This window comes from candidate division KSB1 bacterium, assembly GCA_022562085.1.
GTDB lineage: Bacteria > Zhuqueibacterota > Zhuqueibacteria > Oceanimicrobiales > Oceanimicrobiaceae > Oceanimicrobium.
In genome coordinates, this window is record JADFPY010000061.1 from 1 (window position 1) to 17,340 (window position 17,340).

Genomic DNA, 17,340 nt, shown 5'->3' on the forward strand with positions numbered 1-17,340 from the left:
TGAAATCACAAAGCGCAAAAGCCAAATAACAAATGCCGACGGCTCGGCATCCCGGGAAGGCGGGATAAAATCCAATGCCCAATTTCCGATGCCGACGGTTCGGCATCAAACAAAGACAAAGTCACTTGATAGTTTTGTTTATTGTAATTTGCAGTTTGAGTTTTATCCCCGACTAAACTTGTCCCCGAATTCTTTAATCGGGGAACATTCGGGGAGAAGCTTGGGATTTGTTATTTGATATCTGGAATTTTCGGCTTGCCCCGTTGGGTCTGTATCCCACGGGGCTTGTCCAGGTTAGGAAAGAGGTTTACTAAGTGAAAATTCAAATTTTGCACCGGAGTTTATATTTTGAATGAGCCGAATTCCTCCACCATTCTCTTCCACCAGACTCTTGACGATGGCCAGTCCAAGGCCTGTGCCGTCCTTTCGCTTAGTGAAAAAAGGCTCGAAAATTTTTTCCTGGAACTCATTTGGAATTCCGGGTCCGGTATCGGAGAAATTCAGATTGTTTGGGCCTCTGATTTCGAGTTTAATCGTACCGGAGCCGCCCATTGCTTCGACCGAGTTTTTCAGCAAGTTCAAAAAAATTTGTTTGAGGTGCTGCGGGTCCACAAAAATTTTACTGGTTTTTTTGTCTTCGAAAAATTCAACTTCATAACCGTTCAAGTCCTGCGCTAGAAGAAATTTAGCTTCCTCGAAAATATCTTTTACAACACAATTTTCTTTTTTGGCCTTATTGGGTCGTGCATAATTGAGAAAATCGTTTACGATTTTTTTTAAATTCTGGACCTCCTTTTTAATTTTCTCCGCTTCATTCATGGCTTTTTCATCTTTTAGTTCATTGGCCAGCAGTCCTGCAAACAATTCGATACCGCCTAATGGGTTCCTGATTTCATGGGCTACTCCGGCCAGCATCGCTTTTTGCCGGGTGTCTCTTTGGATAATCGCTCGCCGCATTTCTTCCATAGTTTGGCCCAAAAAACCGATTTCGTCTGAAGATTCAATTTGTATTTCGCTTTCATAATCTCCTTTGGTAATCTTCTGGGCTGCCGACTTCAAGCGGTTGATTGGCGTCGTTATTCTTTTAGAAAATAAGAATCCAATGAAAATAGATCCGGCCAGAACCGCTGTTCCTAAAATTAGGAGATCTCTCCGAACCGTTTGAATAGCCTCGAGGGTATGGGCGCTTGCTTCTAATGCCAAGGCCGCAACAACCTGCTCTGCTGATATAATGGGTGTAAAGCTTGTTTTGTACAGGCGGCCATCACTACCTTCGAAAAGAGTGGAATTGACTGTGCTCCCAGAGAACAACGCCTCAGTTTCTTCGGGTGTTATGGGTATAAAAATCAAGTCATTACCAATGGGTATTGAAGGATTTGTGTCCACAAATGTTTTTTTATTTTTAGAAAAGATATAAATTCTGCGGATATTGGTCTGGCTTTTGAAAGTTTCTAATTGTTCAAGTAGATTTTTGTAGGTGCGAGTTTCCTCGTCGCCCGGAAAAATATTCTGCAGGAGCTCGCCGTCAATTTGCAGTGCAATCGCTTTGGCCAAGCTTTCCAGTTTGTCCGCAAGCTCGTTATCGAGGGTTTGGCGTAACCGCCAATCTAAGTAAAAACCGCCTACAAAAATAATTATGATGACTTGTAAAGTGAAAAGAAAGAGGAGGTGGGAACGAATTGAAAATGTGGGCATCTTAGCGATTCAAAATTTCCTCATAATAAGCTTCATATTGGGGAATAATTAACTCCCGGTCAAAGCATGTGACCGCGCGTTTTTTGGCGTTGTTGCGAAAGGCCTGATTCAATTTGTCATCCGTCAACAGCTCAAGTGATTTTTGCGCCATCTGTGCAATTTCCCCGACTGGCAGAAGGAAACCGGTTTCGCCGTCTTTGACCACTTCGGGCAAGCCGCCGGTTGCGGCGCCAACCACCGGAACGCTGCAAGCATGCGCCTCCAAAGCAACCAGACCAAAACTTTCCTGTTCTGTTGGCAGAATAAACAGGTCGGAACAACTCAGCACATGTTCGATATAGTCTTGCTGGCCAAGAAACCAAACGTGATCGGTGAGATTCATTTCTTTCACAAGTTGCTGCACAAAAAGCCGCTCCGGCCCCTCTCCCACGAGCAAAAGTTTGGCCGGAATTTTCTCCTGTACTTTAGCAAAAATTCGCACCACGTCGCTGACCCTTTTCACCGGACGGAAATTAGAGGCGTGCATAAGAATCTTCTCGCCATTTGGCGCGTATTTTTCTTTGTTGCAGTCTGTGAAACTGTCGGAGCATCGGTTGGTGTCGATGAAATTATAAATCACCCGAATGTCCTTTTCAATATTGAATTCTTTGATAGTACGATTTTTAAGAAAGTTAGAAACCGCCGTCACCCCGTCAGATTCTTCGATGCTGAATTTGATGACGCGATAAAACGATTTGTCGGCGCCCACCAGGGTAATATCTGTCCCGTGTAAAGTCGTCACAATTTTCAACTTTTCTTTTCTCAAAATACTTTTGGCTAAAAAAGCGCTGGCAGCATGGGGAACTGCGTAATGAGCATGAATGAGGTCGAGATTATACTCTTCGTCAATATCTGCCAGCTTTGCCGAAAGGCTTAAGGCGTAGGGCGGATATTTGAACAGGGGATAAGAAGCGACCTCCACTTCATGAATGAACACATTTTGACTAAATGAGCGCAGCCGGAATGGCGTGGCGTAACTGACGATATGGATTTCATGGCCGCGTTCAGCGAGCCCAAGCGCCAATTCGGAGGCAACGACGCCGCTGCCGCCGTGAGTCGGATAACAGACGATTGCTATTCTCATGAGTACCTTTCTAAAAGGTTATGAAATCATTTGCCAAAGAGGCACAGAGAACAATGACATTTACTGAAAGATTTTGAACAGAAGTTTCTCCGAGATTCATATGTCATTTAGTTACCTTAATCCCTCTCGAAAACAGTGTCAACTATATTTGCAAAATAACTCCAGCTCTTAACTCGGTTTTTAACCTCATCTGAGTACAAAAAATCATAATCAATCCTACTCACAATTGAATAAGATTGCTCTTCTCTTTTTTTATAAGTCTGTCCGAAAAGCTGATATATTCGATTAATGACTTCAGATGGATGTCTATGCGTTTCCGGATTGGTATTTATTACGTCAATATTCAACTGATTTCGAATATATTCAGGCGTAGCAATGGGATTAATTCTTTGAAACAAATTATAGTCGGCAATAAACCAAGATTCTATTTCCATGATTGCTAAAACAAACTTTAGATTATCGAAATAGGTGGTATGTGAAAACAATTCGTTGAAAGAAGTTATAACTTCTCGTTTTCTACTTCTTGGACGATCATAAAGATCTTGAATGGCTATTAAGTATTGATACTTCTCTTGGTTAATCATATTTTGAGCACGATCTCTTAGGGCTGGAATAACATTGCCGTCCCCCGAACAATCAAAAATGAGCACATAATAATTTGACTCCGGATAATTTCGGGTAGTCAATATTTTAGTGCCTCTACTCCCCAAATGTTGAATTTCTGTTCTTGAAAAATTGTGCTCTCCTGCCAGATATTCCGCAAGATACTTTACTAAAAATATCCTTTCAGTTTGACCTTCCACAAAAAAACCAACCTTAACCAAGATCTTCCCCATTAGGTCTAAACATTTTACTACTCAGTAAATCAAAGTTGTTTAAACCTGTATATTTAAAGTCATCAAATATTTTTTTACTATTGTGGTAATTGTACGACTTAACAATATGACTTTTTCTTTCCAAAATATTGATATATTTCAATGGAACAGTGTTGATTAAAAATCTGTCATTGGACGTCATTATCATTTGAATCTCAGTTCCTTTGAGTTTTTTTATTAATAACTTTGTTAATGAAGATGATCGTTCAAAATCTAATCCCTCTCCTACATCATCGATAACAATCGTGCATTTTTTTTGTTGGTGGAGAATGTAATTTAAAATAACTATCATTGAAAAAGCTCTATACATACCCTGTGACATTGTTAGTTGCTCTATCTCACATTCGAGATCATTTTCTTGTACACTTGTCATTAAGACGGGATTAGCGATTCCCGATACCAATGTCGATTTAACAGATACTTTATTAATAGGATACCCTATACATGTAAAATCTTCAATTATTGATTTCGTAATATTTTTATCTTTAAGCGCTCTTTCTAAAAGCATTGGCGTAGCACCTAAATCTTCGAGATTTTCTTCAGCTTCATTGGCAACTAATAAGAAGGTATTGGGCCTGACATTAGTAAACTGATATCCAAGGAAACTATCAGCCCACTCAAAAATTTCTTCCAAGTACGGAAACTCTTGAATGTCTCGGCGCACCTGGGGAATCAACTCATTTTTAGGGGGCCTAATACGCAATTTCTTTTTAGATTTGTATGAATAAATAGTTCCTTTATCTAGTTCTCTCTTCAATAGAATTTTAGCGCCTATTTTTATCTCTTCCTTTTTTATCTGTCTGTTTACAATTGTTAATTTATACTTGTACTTTTCATTAGTATCGGTTTTGAATTCGAGATCCCAGATGCCATTTCTAATTGATGTTTTTTTTGACAATATTTTTGCCAAATTTGAAATTACATTTACTAATCTTGTTTTTCCTGTCGCGTTTAGTGCAATAATTAAATTTAGCATGCCAAAATGTAAATCATCGATTTTCCAATAATTGGCCATACCTTCATTTTCGCGATAATTAAGTTTTGTCAAAATCATATTTTCACTCTCTTATAAGATTCAATAAGTAAAAATAAACTTATTATTGAGAATACCAACTTTCAAAGAAATGTTCCTCAGAGATCAAAATAAAAAATTCTTAACCAAATCTAATGGAACTCTGTGTCGCCACGGCTTTATGTTACTGAATCCCGGTTAAATACTCAGGGCCGAAAAAGTCAACTGGATCATCTAACCGCATCGCCTCCCGAACCAAGAAGGGTTCGCCATATTTAACCCCGATATACGAACCGTACTGCTTATCTCGTGTAATAATCGCCTCAAGAAACTCAGGTGTGCTGATATTTGTTTCTTCATCGCCGTATTTGTTTTTTTCAGGGTTATGAAATTGCGATTTATAGGCCTGAATCGCTTCCACTTTTTGCCCATGGTATTCCGAAACATCGACAATAAATGACGGTACAAATTCGAAGCGGCCAGGATAGTAAATGACTTTAAACGGCCGGTGAGCTTCCTGCCCTGTGTCGATTTTTTTTAGACCGGAAAAGAAAGCGGCCTCGCGAACCAGGTGCGAGGCATGCCCGTGGTCCGGGTGGCGTACTTTCCAGTAAGGCGCAAACACAATCCTCGGTTTATGTTTACGGATTTCCCGAATGACTTTAAGTTTGTTCTCCTGAGTTGCTGCAATATTCCCGTCGGGAATATCAAGCATTTTATGCACCGAGAGGCCCATGATTTTCTCTGCTGCCTCGAACTCCTGCGCCCGGATTTCGGCAGTACCGCGAGTACCCAGCTCGCCCCGGGTTAAGGCGATCACCCCGGTTTTGTAACCCATTGCGCCAAGCTTGATAATTGTGCCGGCGCAGGTTAATTCGATGTCGTCCGGGTGTGCGCCGAATGCTAAAACATCAATGTGCATTTTTTTCTTAATTTATAAAATGAATGAAATTCGCGCGGTTTTAAATTTTTATAACTTGGTGCTCAAAATTTGAAATATCCAGAGACTCATAAAGTTGGTCGATGAAACCCAATCCATATTTAAACAAATACGGCAGGATATTCAGCTCCCGTTCCTGAAAATTATTATTTGGATAAAGACTGTTTTGGGCTTTATGAATCTGCTGTCCGATGACCTCGTTGCGTTTTTTATAAGCCTGCAAAATCTTTTTTTCCAAACCATCCATCTGGCCCAGAATCCGGCCCTTCACATTTTCGACCGTGTTTTTTAAAGTCGGCTCAAATTCAATGACTGTGTCTTCAAGCGCCTGTAAATTCTTGTTTACACATAAAGAGGCACACCTAATTCGTTTTTCCAGTGACTCAGGTAACTGCGCTTTGGCGATTTCGTTAATCAGAGCTTCAACATTGTTCCAAAAATCCGGGACTTTCAAATCGTAATTGTCCAAAACTTTTTCGATTTTGCCTTCCAATAATGTCAGGCTTTTTCTGGGATAAATGATTGGCATTGGAATATCGAAAACGTCGTAAATCCCCTTCATTTGCGCGTAATAAGCAAGTTCAGCAGACCCGGCGACATAAGCAACAGTCGGTAAAAGCGCATCCTGGTACAAAGGGCGCAACAGTACATTCGGACTAAATCGTTCTGGCTGGGTTTCCAATTTATGCAGGAGTTCGTCTTTCGTAAACGAGTTCTCAGTGCCCTTAACCGAAAAGCTGCCGTCCTTAATTTCGATAGAGTTTCTCTCTCTTTCTACATAAAACAGGTTTAAAAAACTTTGTTTGAGTTGCACTTGCGAATGGTAATTTTTTTCGTTCAACCGGGTAGATGCCGCAATTGCACTTTTAGTAGACGGGGAGTCTTCAGCAATTTCTTTTCTAAAAACCGTCGCGCCTAATTTCTTGATTCTTGTATCGCTGGCGTCGATGAGAATGAGGCCAAATGTCTTAAAAAGCGCTGTGAGCCAGGCCCCAAAAGCTTGCGAAAAAATTGTTTCAGGAAGGTAAGCCGCCGACAGTTGGTTTAAAATCTCTGCTTTGAATTCCGATCGATTGGTTTCATCATCTAACTTTTGCAAAAGCGAGTCAACTTGGTCGTTTAGTTTAATCTCGGAAACCGGAATTTTGTTGTCGCTACTATGGCCGTTATAAGTTATTTTTAAAGGTTGATTGCTTTTATCATTGATATTAATGTGGTTCACTTCGAGAAAGTCGTGATCATCCGAAGCCAGCCAGAAAACGGGGACGAAACACCCCTCGCAAGTCCGGCTCAAACGTTCGGCAAGTTTGATGGCAGTGAGGGCTTTGTAAATAGTGAAAAGCGGTCCGCCAAACAAACCCGTTTGCTGCCCGGTAACGACAGCACACGCGCGCCTTTCCAGCAGCAGGTCAATTTTTTCTAAAGTTTGCACTCCGCAGCCGAACTTTTGATTTTGCTCTTTTAGAATAGGCACGAGTTGTCCCAAAGGCAGCTCTCGCGACTTTACTGAATCAGTTCTATCCAGAAAGTCTTTCGGCTGCCGGTAATCGCCATTGTAAAACTCAGAGACCTTGGTAAAATCAGTTAAATAATCGGCGACCAACGGTTTGACACCGGGCATTTGGCTTATCGACGTTTTCAATTTGACGGCTCCTTTTTGCCAACTAAGAGCAGTCTCGGACTTTTGCTGTTAAACGAGCTGCCATCAAAATCACCAAACGTTTTTTCCAATTTCAACCTGGTTTTGGCAAGCAAACTTTTCATCTCCTCGAGGGTATAAAGTCGCACCGATTCGAAATATTCTCGGGCTTCACCATTTTCCTTCAAAGTGATTTTTTTTTCAATGCGCTCTGCTGTCCGGTTATACTGGCGTTCCTGGATAATTTCGAAACCGTTCACCTGCCGCGAGTCAACCGGCACGAGATTTTCTACCACGTATTCTTTGTTCAAGTAATCCTGAAAAAATGATCCACCGGGTTTAAGCGCTGCCTGGATACTTTTGAGTGTCTGCAAATTCTCTGCATCGGTTTTAAAGTAACCAAAGGTAGTAAAAAAACTCACCACTGAATCAAATGCATTTGCAAAGGGAATGTGCCGCATATCAGCCCGGACAAAGCGTATGCAGCAGCTTGCAGAGCCGTATTTTTCCTTGGCCAAAGATACAAGCACTGAGGATAAATCGAGGCAGGTAACGTGATATCCTTTCCCGGAGAGCTCATTAGCATGCCGGCCGTTGCCGCAGCCCAGATCAAGAATTTTTTTTGCCAGTTTTAAGTCGAGAACATTTGCAACAAAATCAACTTGCTTTTTTGCTTCCACTTCGTCGCGGTGCGGATAGACTTTTAGATAGTCTTCGCCGAACCAATCCTTGTACCAGGTCATTGTTTCCTTTAAGTTAACTTAAACTGTTGAAGCTAAGAAATTTCAGCGCGAATTTCAATTAGTTTTTTGGGGGTAGAGAAAAGCCTGATAATTTCGCTTCACTACCTGCCAGATTTTTTTTTGACAGGGAATCAAGAATTCCATATATTGGTTTTAATTTAAATCCAGGGTGGTTTCTTAAAAACCAAATTCAAGCCATTCATCCAAAAAATAGATCATGAATTCCCAAAAAAATGTCGCTGCGATTTTGTTGGCCGCAGGTACTTCCAGCCGGATGGGGAAGGAAAATAAACTTCTGCTAAAAATCGCTGGTAAGACAATTCTTCAGTGGTCTGTGGAAAATGTGCTGGCTTCAAAGGTGACTCAGGGTTTTGTTGTGGCAGGAAAAGGTTTTGAAGAAGTCCAAAGTTATTTGAGCCAGTTCGAAGTTACTGTTGTGCATAACAGTAATTACCAATCGGGAATAAGTGCCTCTCTAAAAGCGGGTCTTAAAATGGTTGCTTCGTCTACAGACGGTGCACTGATTCTTTTGGCAGATCAACCAAACTTGCAACCGCAAACTTTAAATTGTTTTCTTGAATTGTTCAGCGATGGTGATAAAAAAATCATCGCCGGACAATACGACCCAATAACCGGAAACCCGGTCTTGTTTCACCGAAAGTATTTTAATGACCTTTGGCAGCTTCAAGGAGATGTTGGTGCCCGCTCTCTGCTCAAACGTTTTCCTGGAGAAATTGCAACTGTGGAAATTCCTCCGGAGCAGTCTCTTGATATCGACACTCCCGAAGATTTTTCCAAAATGAGAACCATTTTGGAAAGTCGAGTCGCTTAGTTCGGTGTCTTTTTCTACCAAAGGTTTGTCAAAAATTGAAGAAAAAAATTGAGGAGCGGCGACAAGAGTAGTTTTAACTTTTCTGCGATTTACCCTCTTTTATTTTACCGACACGCGAACTCGAGTCTTGAGCAATATCAAGCGTTGATTCAAACTCAATGCTGTAAATATCCAATATGGTCAAAAAGAAGACGGCGATGACCGGACCGATAATAAATCCCATAATGCCGAACAAACTGATGCCGCCGATCGTCGAGAAAAAAATCAACAGATCGTGCATGCCCGCATCACGCCCCACCAGCCTGGGTCTTAATAATGTATCCACGTTGGAAATTACTACAGCAGCGACAATCATGATCGCAATTCCTTCCCAGGTATTTCCCAGGATAAGCTGAATAATTGCTGCGGGGTATAAAACCAGCCAACCACCTACCAGTGGAATGATGGAGAGAATGACCATCACTGCCCCCCAAAGAATTGGCGATGCGACGCCAAAAATCCAGAGAGTCAGGCCGCCAAGAGTTCCCTGCGCCAGGCCAATCAATAATGTCCCTTTTACAGTCGCGCGCGAAACGGAAACAAATCGGTGCATCAAAACTTCTTCATGCCGGTCATCGAGAGGACTTAGATATTTGATCCGGTTAATCAATTTGTCGCCGTCTCTGAAGAAGTAAAACATAATAAATAGCGTAATAAATAGGTCCGTTAGGACGTGAAACGTTCCTTTGAAAGTCTTGTTAATGACTTTGCCGATAATATTTGCCATGTTTTTGGCGATATCCTGCAGCGAAGATTGCCAGTCGATTGTGTCGAGATGGAACTGTTTGAGGATGGGGTAATTCTTGATCTTTCCCAGGAATCCTTCATCACCTTTGTTAATGATTTCACTAATTTTTGGCTCGGCGGTCTTGTAAAGATCAATCGCTTCTCTCGATACCAAATCAGCTATGATGTAAACCGGGACCATCAATCCGAGCAGCAAGACCAAACAACACAAGATTGCGCTGGCGCCCCGGCTATTCCGGAAGACTTTAAGAAATTTTTCATAAAGTGGATAAAACAGGGCGGTGAAAACCGCAGCCAGCAAAATGGTCACTAAGAAAATTTTAATAAGGTTAAAGAATAAAATTGAAGTAAGCAGAAGCAGCAAAAGTAGATAAACCCGGCTGAATTTTTCTGCACGTTGTTTATCAAGGGGGTTGATTCTGTTATCTTTGTTTGGCTGGTCTTTGGACATAAATTGAAGTTAAATATGTTTTAGGAGTTTTTCAAGGATTAGTTCGGAGTTCAGCCAGCGCTTGAAAAAATTGCCAAAAAAGTCAAGCTGAAATTTGAACACCGAATAAAACAAAAAAAGCTCTACCCAAATGGGAATGGAGCTTTTGATTTTCGATTTAGATTAACCTTGACTAAGCTGCTTCGATTTCTTTACAGAGATAAACTATGTAGATAGCAAAGTAATTCTATGGAGGTGATGCGTCAACCCCTGAATTTAAGAACATGTGTTTGACCACGATTATTAAAGGATAGTTGCGGAGAAGCTGATTGACAAGCCATTTAGGCGGCGATTCTTTCCATATCTGGCGAATAGTTGCCGTGACGCGCAGCACCGTTGCATTCGGCTCGATGGTAAAACGTCTCTTGCGCTTTAGTGACATTCTCTGCTTGCCCCATCCAAGCTTTTAATACTGGTTCTTGTAACGCTCGCCCATAGGAGAAACTGAGTTCCCATGGATGGCTTCCAAGAGCGTTCATAGCATTCAGGTGTGCTGTAGCTTCTTGCGGTGATTGTCCGCCGGACAGGAAGACAATCCCGGGCATCTCTTCGGGGACAGTTTGGCGGAAGCAACGTATTGTGGCTTCTGCTATTTCACTAACACCTGCCTGTGCGGGGCAATCTTTACCGGAGAGAACCATGTTTGGTTTAAGTAGAATTCCCTCAAGAGCTACCTTATGATTTTTAAGTTCAGAGAAAAGGCTCTTTAGAGTAGCGGTGGTAACTTCCTCACAACGTTCAATGGTATGATTGCCATCCATTAAGACTTCAGGTTCAACTATTGGAACCAGCCCTGCCTCGTGACACAAAGCTGCGTAGCGGGCAAGCGCATGTGAATTGGCATCAATACAAAATTGGCTTGGTAATCCAGCGCCGATTGTGATCACAGCCCGCCATTTCGTAAAACGCGCACCAAGGTCTCGGTACTCGCTGAGGCGCTCCCGCAATCCGTCCAGACCTTCGGTTATTTTTTCTCCCGGGAAGCCGGCTAGCTCCTTAGCGCCCTTGTCCACTTTGATGCCGGGTATGATACCTTTCTTTGCAAGCACTTCGGGCAGGGGGATGCCGTCTTTGCTCTTCTGGCGAAGGGTCTCATCAAATAAGATTACGCCACTAATGAATTCCTCCGCTCCTTGCGTGGTAAACAATAGCTCGCGATAGGAGCGACGGTTTTCTTCAGTAGATTCGAGGTTTATGCTATCAAACCGTTTTTTTATTGTACCAGAGCTTTCGTCGGCAGCAAGGATACCTTTGCCTTTTGAGACAAGCGTCGTGGCTACGGATTTGAGTTCGTCCGTGTTCATTGCTTTTATATCTCCTCAGTTTGTAAAGATTATTTTATGTTTTATGGATATAGTTCATTTTCGGTGTTATAACATAAGGAAACTCCCTCATTCAGTCAAGATAAATTGCGGTGTTAAGGAAATTTCAAATTTAGGTGGCTGGCAGATGTTAATAACATTAATTAATAGTCACCATTCAAAAGATTAGCGTAACTAAGATAGAAAATAAACCCTTTGCAAGCCTCCGCATCTCAAAAAGGCCTTAATCCTCCAAACGGCGCCAATCAGCCTCAACGCCCGCCAAAGGCGCAGTCTTAAAATCCTTGCTTTTTTAGAGCAAAAGGATTATTTTAAAATATTCACTTGGCCTAGATCAATTCTCATTTCATAAGCTGGTTTCAACCGAACAGCGAATTCACAATTCTTTTTTTTGGAGGAAACGATGCGAACAATTCTTTCAACCTTGATTTTGGTGTTTATCTTAGCAAGCCAGAGTTTTGCTGAAGAGGGTGTCAGGAAAGTAAAAAAGTCAAAGCTGAAGATAGATAAAATTGGCACCGTAACGAGTGAAGTAAATGAAATCATAACTGCAAATATTAAAGCATCTAAAAGTAAAAACAAGGGCAAATGGAAGGGAATTGGCGGCAAAATTTTTGGCAAATTTTACCCGAAAGGCTCGGACGAAATCATTAATGTGAGTGAAAATAAAATTCATAAAATAAACCGCAAGAAAAAGAAATGCGAGACCCGGCCTCTTGTAACTGAGGAGACCAAGGAATCGCAAAAGAGTTTTAAAGGTATTATGCAGCAAATGAGAGCAGGGCAAGATAAGTATAAAGATTTAGATGAAGAAGAGAGGGAAAGCAATATCGAAATTCTTGCTCAGAAATTTGAAGTGGATAAATTAAGTGGTGAGGTAACTCGTAATAATTTTCTGTGTAATCAATTCTTAATCACTTTCTACACAAAATCGCGCAATAAGCAAACGGGTTTGGTAAGACTGGACAGCGCCTCTGTCAAAACCGATATGACAAAGATGACGGCTGAAATTCGTAAAGCGTTGGAAATAGAGCGGGCTTTCGGAAAAAACTATTTCGAGAAATTGGGATTGGAATTCGATTTTATGAAGCAAAACCTGTTAGGAGGGGGGTACCTGGAAAAAATTAAGCAGGCGAACAAAGACCAGGATGTTTCTTTCGCCGATCAGCAAAATATAGCGGAGCAAATTAGCAAACTCGAAGGTTTTTACCCTATCGTGACCCACGGTGAAATGTACAGTATTGTTCTGAATGCCGGGCAAGGAGAAAAAGATACCGAAGACTCTCAAGAGACGGATGTCACAAATATCAAAAAGAAAGGGTTCGGTTTTGCGAAAAGCCTATTCGGAAAAAAGAAAAAAGATGAACCAACCGGGCCAGTGCCTTTTTTGGTGTTCGATGATGAACTGATAAAACTGACCGTGGGTGATTTCACCGATGCATTGCATCCTCCATATAAATGTAAAGTGAAAAATTAGAATAAGCGGTTGTAACTTTTTGAAGCATCATGCGCTACGCACAAGACCTGAAACTCCAATTTGTAGGTATCCTTAAAAAACCGTTTTCATTTAGGTACGCTTGTGCAGCATCCGTGGTATTTCACTTCTTATTTCTATTAGCAGGCTCGCTGATTCTAAGTTTCTTCCAATCCCCACCTTTTTACAAGCCGCCGTTAGTATTCGATTTTGTTTTCTTTCCTGTCGATGAATTTGACAATTCGTCTTCCCGGGCCGATGAGAGAAAAAAAACAGACGAACGAAAAGAAAACTTACTTCAAGAATATAGAATTTCTGAGTCAAGAGAACCACGCCGTCAAAACTTAGCTTCGCAAATTGAGCAGTTGGGTGAAGAAATCGATGCGTCCGCAAAGTCCGAAACTAAAGCTGAAAATAAAGCCAGCGTTAGAGAAAAGCTGGTCGGTACTCTTGAACCGACCACATTGCTAAGACCAAAACTCATTTCGGATCGTCCCAGGCCGGTTTCCATAAAGATTCCAATGAGTCGGAAACAGCAAAAAATGCTGCGTAAGAAATTCAAAAAATGGGCGCATGATTTTAATAAAATGCACTTGCCAGATTCAACGTTAGTTTGGAAACACAAAGGAACTGAATATACTGCTAAGTTTTTTCATGAGGCAGCCAAAACTTCTATGGACATCGATGAGCTTTTGATAGAAATTAGCACAGAGGACAACGGCAATGAGGTAACCTCCGAACTTCGCATGAAGCGCCTGGCTTTTTCTAGTTTTGCCCAGTTCATCGATTACTGGGACCCCAATGTTGCGATTCACGACGATGTTCTCGAAGGCCGATTTCATTCAAATACAAAAATTACTCTTTTGAGCAGCCGGGGCGTCAAACCTAAGTTTAAAGGCAAGGTGACGACCGCATCGTATGACATCAATATCAGCCAGAGTGGATTTCCATATCTCGATCGAAAGAAAGTATTTCTCGGCGGGCTTGAAACCGGCGTCAAAGCGATAAGGTTACCGAAAAAATTTCTGCCCTTGTCAAACGATTCAACTATTTCCGAAAGTAATATTCATACATTTCAAGAAGAGACCTGGATTACTTTTCGAGGCGATGGTGGTTATACCTGGAAAATTGATTCTGCTCAGAACGAAGAACATCGGCAGAATTTTTCAGATCAGCCATTTTTTATCATCGGAAGCAAAAAAAAGAAACTGCATTTAAAAGGGGTTCTTAGAGGTAAGGTGCTTGTTTACTCGCCGGGCAAGATTGTTATTGATGATGATATAACCTATGCCCGCCACCCGGAAATTTCCTTCACCGCAGAAGATTACCTCGGCATTGTCAGTGACAAAGACGTTGAAATTGCTCATCCGTCGGTTACCGGTCCGGGAGATTTAAACATTTTTGCTGCAATTTACGCCAAAGGAAGGTTTCGTGTTCGCCACCGGGGTGGGAAACGAGGTGCGACTCTTTTTATTTACGGAAGTTTGACCGCCGGTTCATTGTCAGCAACGGAACCGCGTTATGCTACAAGAATTCGCACGGATAAACGTTTGGAAGACCAAAGACCGCCTAACTTCCCGATGACCGATCGCTATGAAATGCTGGACTGGGATGGCCAATGGCAGCTTAAGGCGAACGAATGAATGATATTACAAAGTTACTCGATGAGCCGAATGTTTCTATTGCCGTGATTGGCGCTACTGATAATTCATCCAAATACGGCCACGTCATCTATCGCGATCTCAAGCAGAAGGGTTTCACAGTTTACCCGGTGAACCCGCAAAGAACTTCTGTCGACGGCGATCCTGCATTCTCGAATGTTGGGGATATTCCTGGTAAACCTACCATTACGAATTTCGTTGTCCCTCCGTCAACAACACTAAAAATTTTACAACAATGTCTTGATTTGGATCTAATGAATGTTTGGGTTCAGCCCGGCGCAGAAAGTCCGGAAGTAATCGCCTTTTTGCAGCAAAACAGTTTTAATTATATTGCTAATTCTTGCATCATGGTGGAAACTCGATTAAAGGCATGAGATTTTGTTTAAAATTCTTTTTCGCAATAATTATCTTCGGTCATTTAGGGGTTTTTACGGTTTGTTCCAACACCGGCGAGGTCGCACAGTCTCAGGAAAGTAGTGACCTTGGATGGTCGGAATATGGAATCATCGATATTCACGCGCATATCGGCAGCTTTCGCGGCTTCGACTTGAAAACCGAGACACTGCTCAGCAACCTCCGCCGTTTCGATATTCGCCTCGCCTTAATTTCAAACATTGACGGTGCTCACCTGCCTGGTACAACTCTCGATTTAGACGAAAAATCGGCCAATCAAATGACGCTGGAGACGGTTCAGGAATATCCCGGCTTGCTTCGCGCTCTTGCCTGGGCACGGCCAAGTGATCCCGATGGCTCGCCGGCAAACATTGAGCCCTTTCTGCGAGATCATGGTTTTGTCGGCGTAAAGCTCCATCCGGACATGAATCAGTTTGCTGCAGACGATGCCATTGTCGATGGCTATCTGGAGCTGTGTGCGAAATATGAAGTGCCGGCAGTTTTTCACTGCGGCGCAGTTGGCAGTAATTCCGGCCCCGAAAAAATCTACACGGCTGCAAAACGGCGTCCCACCGTTGCGGTTATATTTTATCACATGGGATTTACCGGGGCGTACCAGGAAGCGATTGCAACCGTCAAAGAATCTATTGAGAAAAAGGACGCTAATCTTTACCTTGGTACCGCTCAGGCAGATCCGCAATTTGTGCTGGCCGCGGTCAAAGAACTCGGTGCCGACCGTGTTCTTTTCGGAACAGATGCAACGTACTACGGCCAAAATCATTATGAAAAATACGCTGACCTTGTGAACTTGCTTCACGAGAATTTGAGCGAAAGTGACTTTGCCAAAGTAATGCATGGAAATGCAATTAAATTATTTCGATTTGGGTTTCTACCAGAGGTTGATTTTAGCAAAACCGATAAATAGCCCTCCTTTTTTGTCCAACCAATTTAGTTTTTATGGGAAGAATGGTGCACAATAAATAGTCTTTGGTATTTTTTCACACTGCCATGGTTATGAATAACAAATTTTATGTGCGAGAGTGGCGATCGGGTTTGAAGCAGATTTGTTGGGGAAGGTTAAAAGAACTACTTCCCTCTTTTTACCTCAATAGTGTCCCCTCAGTGCTAAAGAATGTCCCACCAGTGTAAGAACCTAACGACTCTTTTTGTTATCTTTATGCACCAGAAATTTCGGGACCTGCCACCTCGGCAAAATTTAAGTTCATTTAATTAATTAGAAGGAGGAACTTCCAAATGGCGCTTGCACCTGGTTATAAAGCTTTATTTGTATTGATTTGCCTACTCATTTGTTTCGAGTTTGGCTATTCTCAAACCCTGCCCGAAGGGTTTTCTGTGATAGAAATAAACGATGCGCTGGCTAGAAATGACATTGGATTCGCTTTGCTGCCAGATGAGCAACGAATCTTGATCATCAACTATCAAACCGGAGAGGTCAAATTAATCACAAATGGTATTCTAAAATCGCAGCCATTGCTGACAGTTCCGGACTTGATATTTTCCGCCGAACAGGGTCTTCTGGGCATTGCCCTCGACCCTGATTTTCCGGATTCAAATTATGTTTATCTTTTTCATACACGTAAAGATTCAACAAACAACGTGTCGAGATTCACTTTAGAGGGTGACCTTAACGACCCCAATTCTGACAGTGTTTCTATCGATCTTGGATCGCAGGTAATTCTGATTCAGATGCCAGACACTCTAAGTTTTCATAATGGCGGTACCTTGCGGTTCGGCGGCGATAAGACATTATACATCAGTCACGGTGATGACGGTAAGAAATATCTCGTCCAAGACCTAACGACTCTTCACGGCAAAATACTACGCATCAACCGCGATGGCAGCATTCCAGAAGATAATCCAATTTTTCCGTCTGAACCTGATGAGAAACGGGAAGAGATTTTTGCATTCGGTTTGAGGAACCCGTTTCGATTCAGTATTGATCCTGAAACGGACCAATTATTTATCGGTGATGTGGGTCTTAGCATGCGTGAAGAACTTGATTTAAGTCTGGGTGGCGAGAATTTCGGCTGGCCTCGATACGAGGGAAATCAACTATTGGATTCTGAAGCACCTCTAAGCCCCCCGGATCCTGTGTTTCCGATTTTGGATTATCCACATGTGCCTGGATCGGTTTCTGTTATTGCCCTGCTGACTTATAGACAAAAAGATTTCCCAAATGATTTTAGCTTTCCAGAGCCCTATGAAGGAACGTTCTTTTATGCTGATTTTTTTCGTGGTCCTATTCTGAATCTCAGATCCGATAGCATGGGTGGTTGGACCAGTGTGGAATTTGCTTCCGGGTTTCGCAATCCCGTCGATGCGGCTTTGGGTTCC

Annotated in this window: 15 protein-coding genes; 6 read left to right on the forward strand and 9 right to left on the reverse strand. The window is 42.1% G+C overall.

The window, feature by feature from the left end:
• Positions 1-294: 294 nt before the first annotated feature.
• The 7 genes from IH879_07785 to IH879_07815 form a co-directional block, all read right to left on the reverse strand.
• Positions 295-1,695, reverse strand: coding sequence for a HAMP domain-containing histidine kinase (locus IH879_07785; GenBank protein ID MCH7674836.1), 1,401 nt, complete (start codon positions 1,693-1,695; stop codon positions 295-297).
• Between the two features lies 1 nt (position 1,696).
• Positions 1,697-2,818, reverse strand: coding sequence for an N-acetyl-alpha-D-glucosaminyl L-malate synthase BshA (bshA, locus tag IH879_07790; GenBank protein MCH7674837.1), 1,122 nt, complete (start codon positions 2,816-2,818; stop codon positions 1,697-1,699).
• 116 nt (positions 2,819-2,934) lie between these two features.
• On the reverse strand, positions 2,935-3,642 hold the full coding sequence (locus IH879_07795) for a DUF4276 family protein (GenBank protein MCH7674838.1): 708 nt from the start codon (positions 3,640-3,642) through the stop codon (positions 2,935-2,937).
• The gene (locus tag IH879_07800) at positions 3,635-4,747 is read right to left on the reverse strand and encodes an ATP-binding protein (protein MCH7674839.1); all 1,113 of its coding nucleotides are present in this window, start codon (positions 4,745-4,747) and stop codon (positions 3,635-3,637) included. The genes IH879_07795 and IH879_07800 overlap by 8 nt, the downstream gene beginning before the upstream one ends.
• Positions 4,748-4,889: 142 nt before the next feature.
• Positions 4,890-5,627 (reverse strand): bacillithiol biosynthesis deacetylase BshB1, encoded by a 738-nt coding sequence (bshB1, locus tag IH879_07805; protein ID MCH7674840.1) that lies wholly within the window; start codon positions 5,625-5,627, stop codon positions 4,890-4,892.
• A gap of 40 nt (positions 5,628-5,667) precedes the next feature.
• A complete protein-coding gene (bshC, locus tag IH879_07810; protein ID MCH7674841.1) occupies positions 5,668-7,266 on the reverse strand; it encodes a bacillithiol biosynthesis cysteine-adding enzyme BshC in 1,599 nt (532 codons plus the stop codon).
• 17 nt (positions 7,267-7,283) lie between these two features.
• On the reverse strand, positions 7,284-8,027 hold the full coding sequence (locus IH879_07815) for a methyltransferase domain-containing protein (protein ID MCH7674842.1): 744 nt from the start codon (positions 8,025-8,027) through the stop codon (positions 7,284-7,286).
• Between the two features lie 217 nt (positions 8,028-8,244).
• Here IH879_07815 and IH879_07820 point away from each other — a divergent pair, with 217 nt between their 5' ends.
• Positions 8,245-8,859 carry a nucleotidyltransferase family protein gene (locus tag IH879_07820; GenBank protein ID MCH7674843.1) on the forward strand — a complete coding sequence of 205 codons (615 nt, stop codon included), beginning with the start codon at positions 8,245-8,247 and terminating at the stop codon, positions 8,857-8,859.
• 73 nt (positions 8,860-8,932) lie between these two features.
• Here IH879_07820 and IH879_07825 read toward each other — a convergent pair whose 3' ends face one another.
• Together IH879_07825 and IH879_07830 are read right to left on the reverse strand one after the other, a co-directional pair.
• Positions 8,933-10,096 carry an AI-2E family transporter gene (locus IH879_07825; GenBank protein ID MCH7674844.1) on the reverse strand — a complete coding sequence of 388 codons (1,164 nt, stop codon included), beginning with the start codon at positions 10,094-10,096 and terminating at the stop codon, positions 8,933-8,935.
• Positions 10,097-10,416: 320 nt separating this feature from the next.
• Positions 10,417-11,439 carry a fructose-bisphosphate aldolase class I gene (locus IH879_07830; protein MCH7674845.1) on the reverse strand — a complete coding sequence of 341 codons (1,023 nt, stop codon included), beginning with the start codon at positions 11,437-11,439 and terminating at the stop codon, positions 10,417-10,419.
• A gap of 421 nt (positions 11,440-11,860) precedes the next feature.
• Between IH879_07830 and IH879_07835 the strand changes: the two genes are divergently transcribed.
• The 5 genes from IH879_07835 to IH879_07855 form a co-directional block, all read left to right on the forward strand.
• Complete coding sequence (locus tag IH879_07835; GenBank protein MCH7674846.1) at positions 11,861-12,934, forward strand: hypothetical protein; 1,074 nt, start codon at positions 11,861-11,863, stop codon at positions 12,932-12,934.
• Between the two features lie 29 nt (positions 12,935-12,963).
• Entirely contained in the window at positions 12,964-14,574 is a 1,611-nt protein-coding gene (locus tag IH879_07840; protein ID MCH7674847.1) for a hypothetical protein, read from the forward strand.
• Positions 14,571-14,966, forward strand: coding sequence for a CoA-binding protein (locus IH879_07845; protein MCH7674848.1), 396 nt, complete (start codon positions 14,571-14,573; stop codon positions 14,964-14,966). The genes IH879_07840 and IH879_07845 overlap by 4 nt, the downstream gene beginning before the upstream one ends.
• Complete coding sequence (locus tag IH879_07850) at positions 14,963-15,910, forward strand: amidohydrolase (GenBank protein MCH7674849.1); 948 nt, start codon at positions 14,963-14,965, stop codon at positions 15,908-15,910. The genes IH879_07845 and IH879_07850 overlap by 4 nt, the downstream gene beginning before the upstream one ends.
• Positions 15,911-16,239: 329 nt before the next feature.
• Positions 16,240-17,340 (forward strand): PQQ-dependent sugar dehydrogenase (locus tag IH879_07855; protein MCH7674850.1); only part of this gene is annotated, 1,101 nt, incomplete at its 3' end.

Coding starts and splice junctions, on each gene's coding strand:
- IH879_07785 (MCH7674836.1), bottom strand. CDS start 1,695: ATGCCCACATTTTCAATTCGTTCCCACCTCCTCTTTCTTTTCACTTTA.
- bshA (MCH7674837.1), bottom strand. CDS start 2,818: ATGAGAATAGCAATCGTCTGTTATCCGACTCACGGCGGCAGCGGCGTC.
- IH879_07800 (MCH7674839.1), bottom strand. CDS start 4,747: ATGATTTTGACAAAACTTAATTATCGCGAAAATGAAGGTATGGCCAAT.
- bshB1 (MCH7674840.1), bottom strand. CDS start 5,627: ATGCACATTGATGTTTTAGCATTCGGCGCACACCCGGACGACATCGAA.
- bshC (MCH7674841.1), bottom strand. CDS start 7,266: ATGCCCGGTGTCAAACCGTTGGTCGCCGATTATTTAACTGATTTTACC.
- IH879_07815 (MCH7674842.1), bottom strand. CDS start 8,027: ATGACCTGGTACAAGGATTGGTTCGGCGAAGACTATCTAAAAGTCTAT.
- IH879_07820 (MCH7674843.1), top strand. CDS start 8,245: ATGAATTCCCAAAAAAATGTCGCTGCGATTTTGTTGGCCGCAGGTACT.
- IH879_07825 (MCH7674844.1), bottom strand. CDS start 10,096: ATGTCCAAAGACCAGCCAAACAAAGATAACAGAATCAACCCCCTTGAT.
- IH879_07830 (MCH7674845.1), bottom strand. CDS start 11,439: ATGAACACGGACGAACTCAAATCCGTAGCCACGACGCTTGTCTCAAAA.
- IH879_07835 (MCH7674846.1), top strand. CDS start 11,861: ATGCGAACAATTCTTTCAACCTTGATTTTGGTGTTTATCTTAGCAAGC.
- IH879_07840 (MCH7674847.1), top strand. CDS start 12,964: ATGCGCTACGCACAAGACCTGAAACTCCAATTTGTAGGTATCCTTAAA.
- IH879_07845 (MCH7674848.1), top strand. CDS start 14,571: ATGAATGATATTACAAAGTTACTCGATGAGCCGAATGTTTCTATTGCC.
- IH879_07850 (MCH7674849.1), top strand. CDS start 14,963: ATGAGATTTTGTTTAAAATTCTTTTTCGCAATAATTATCTTCGGTCAT.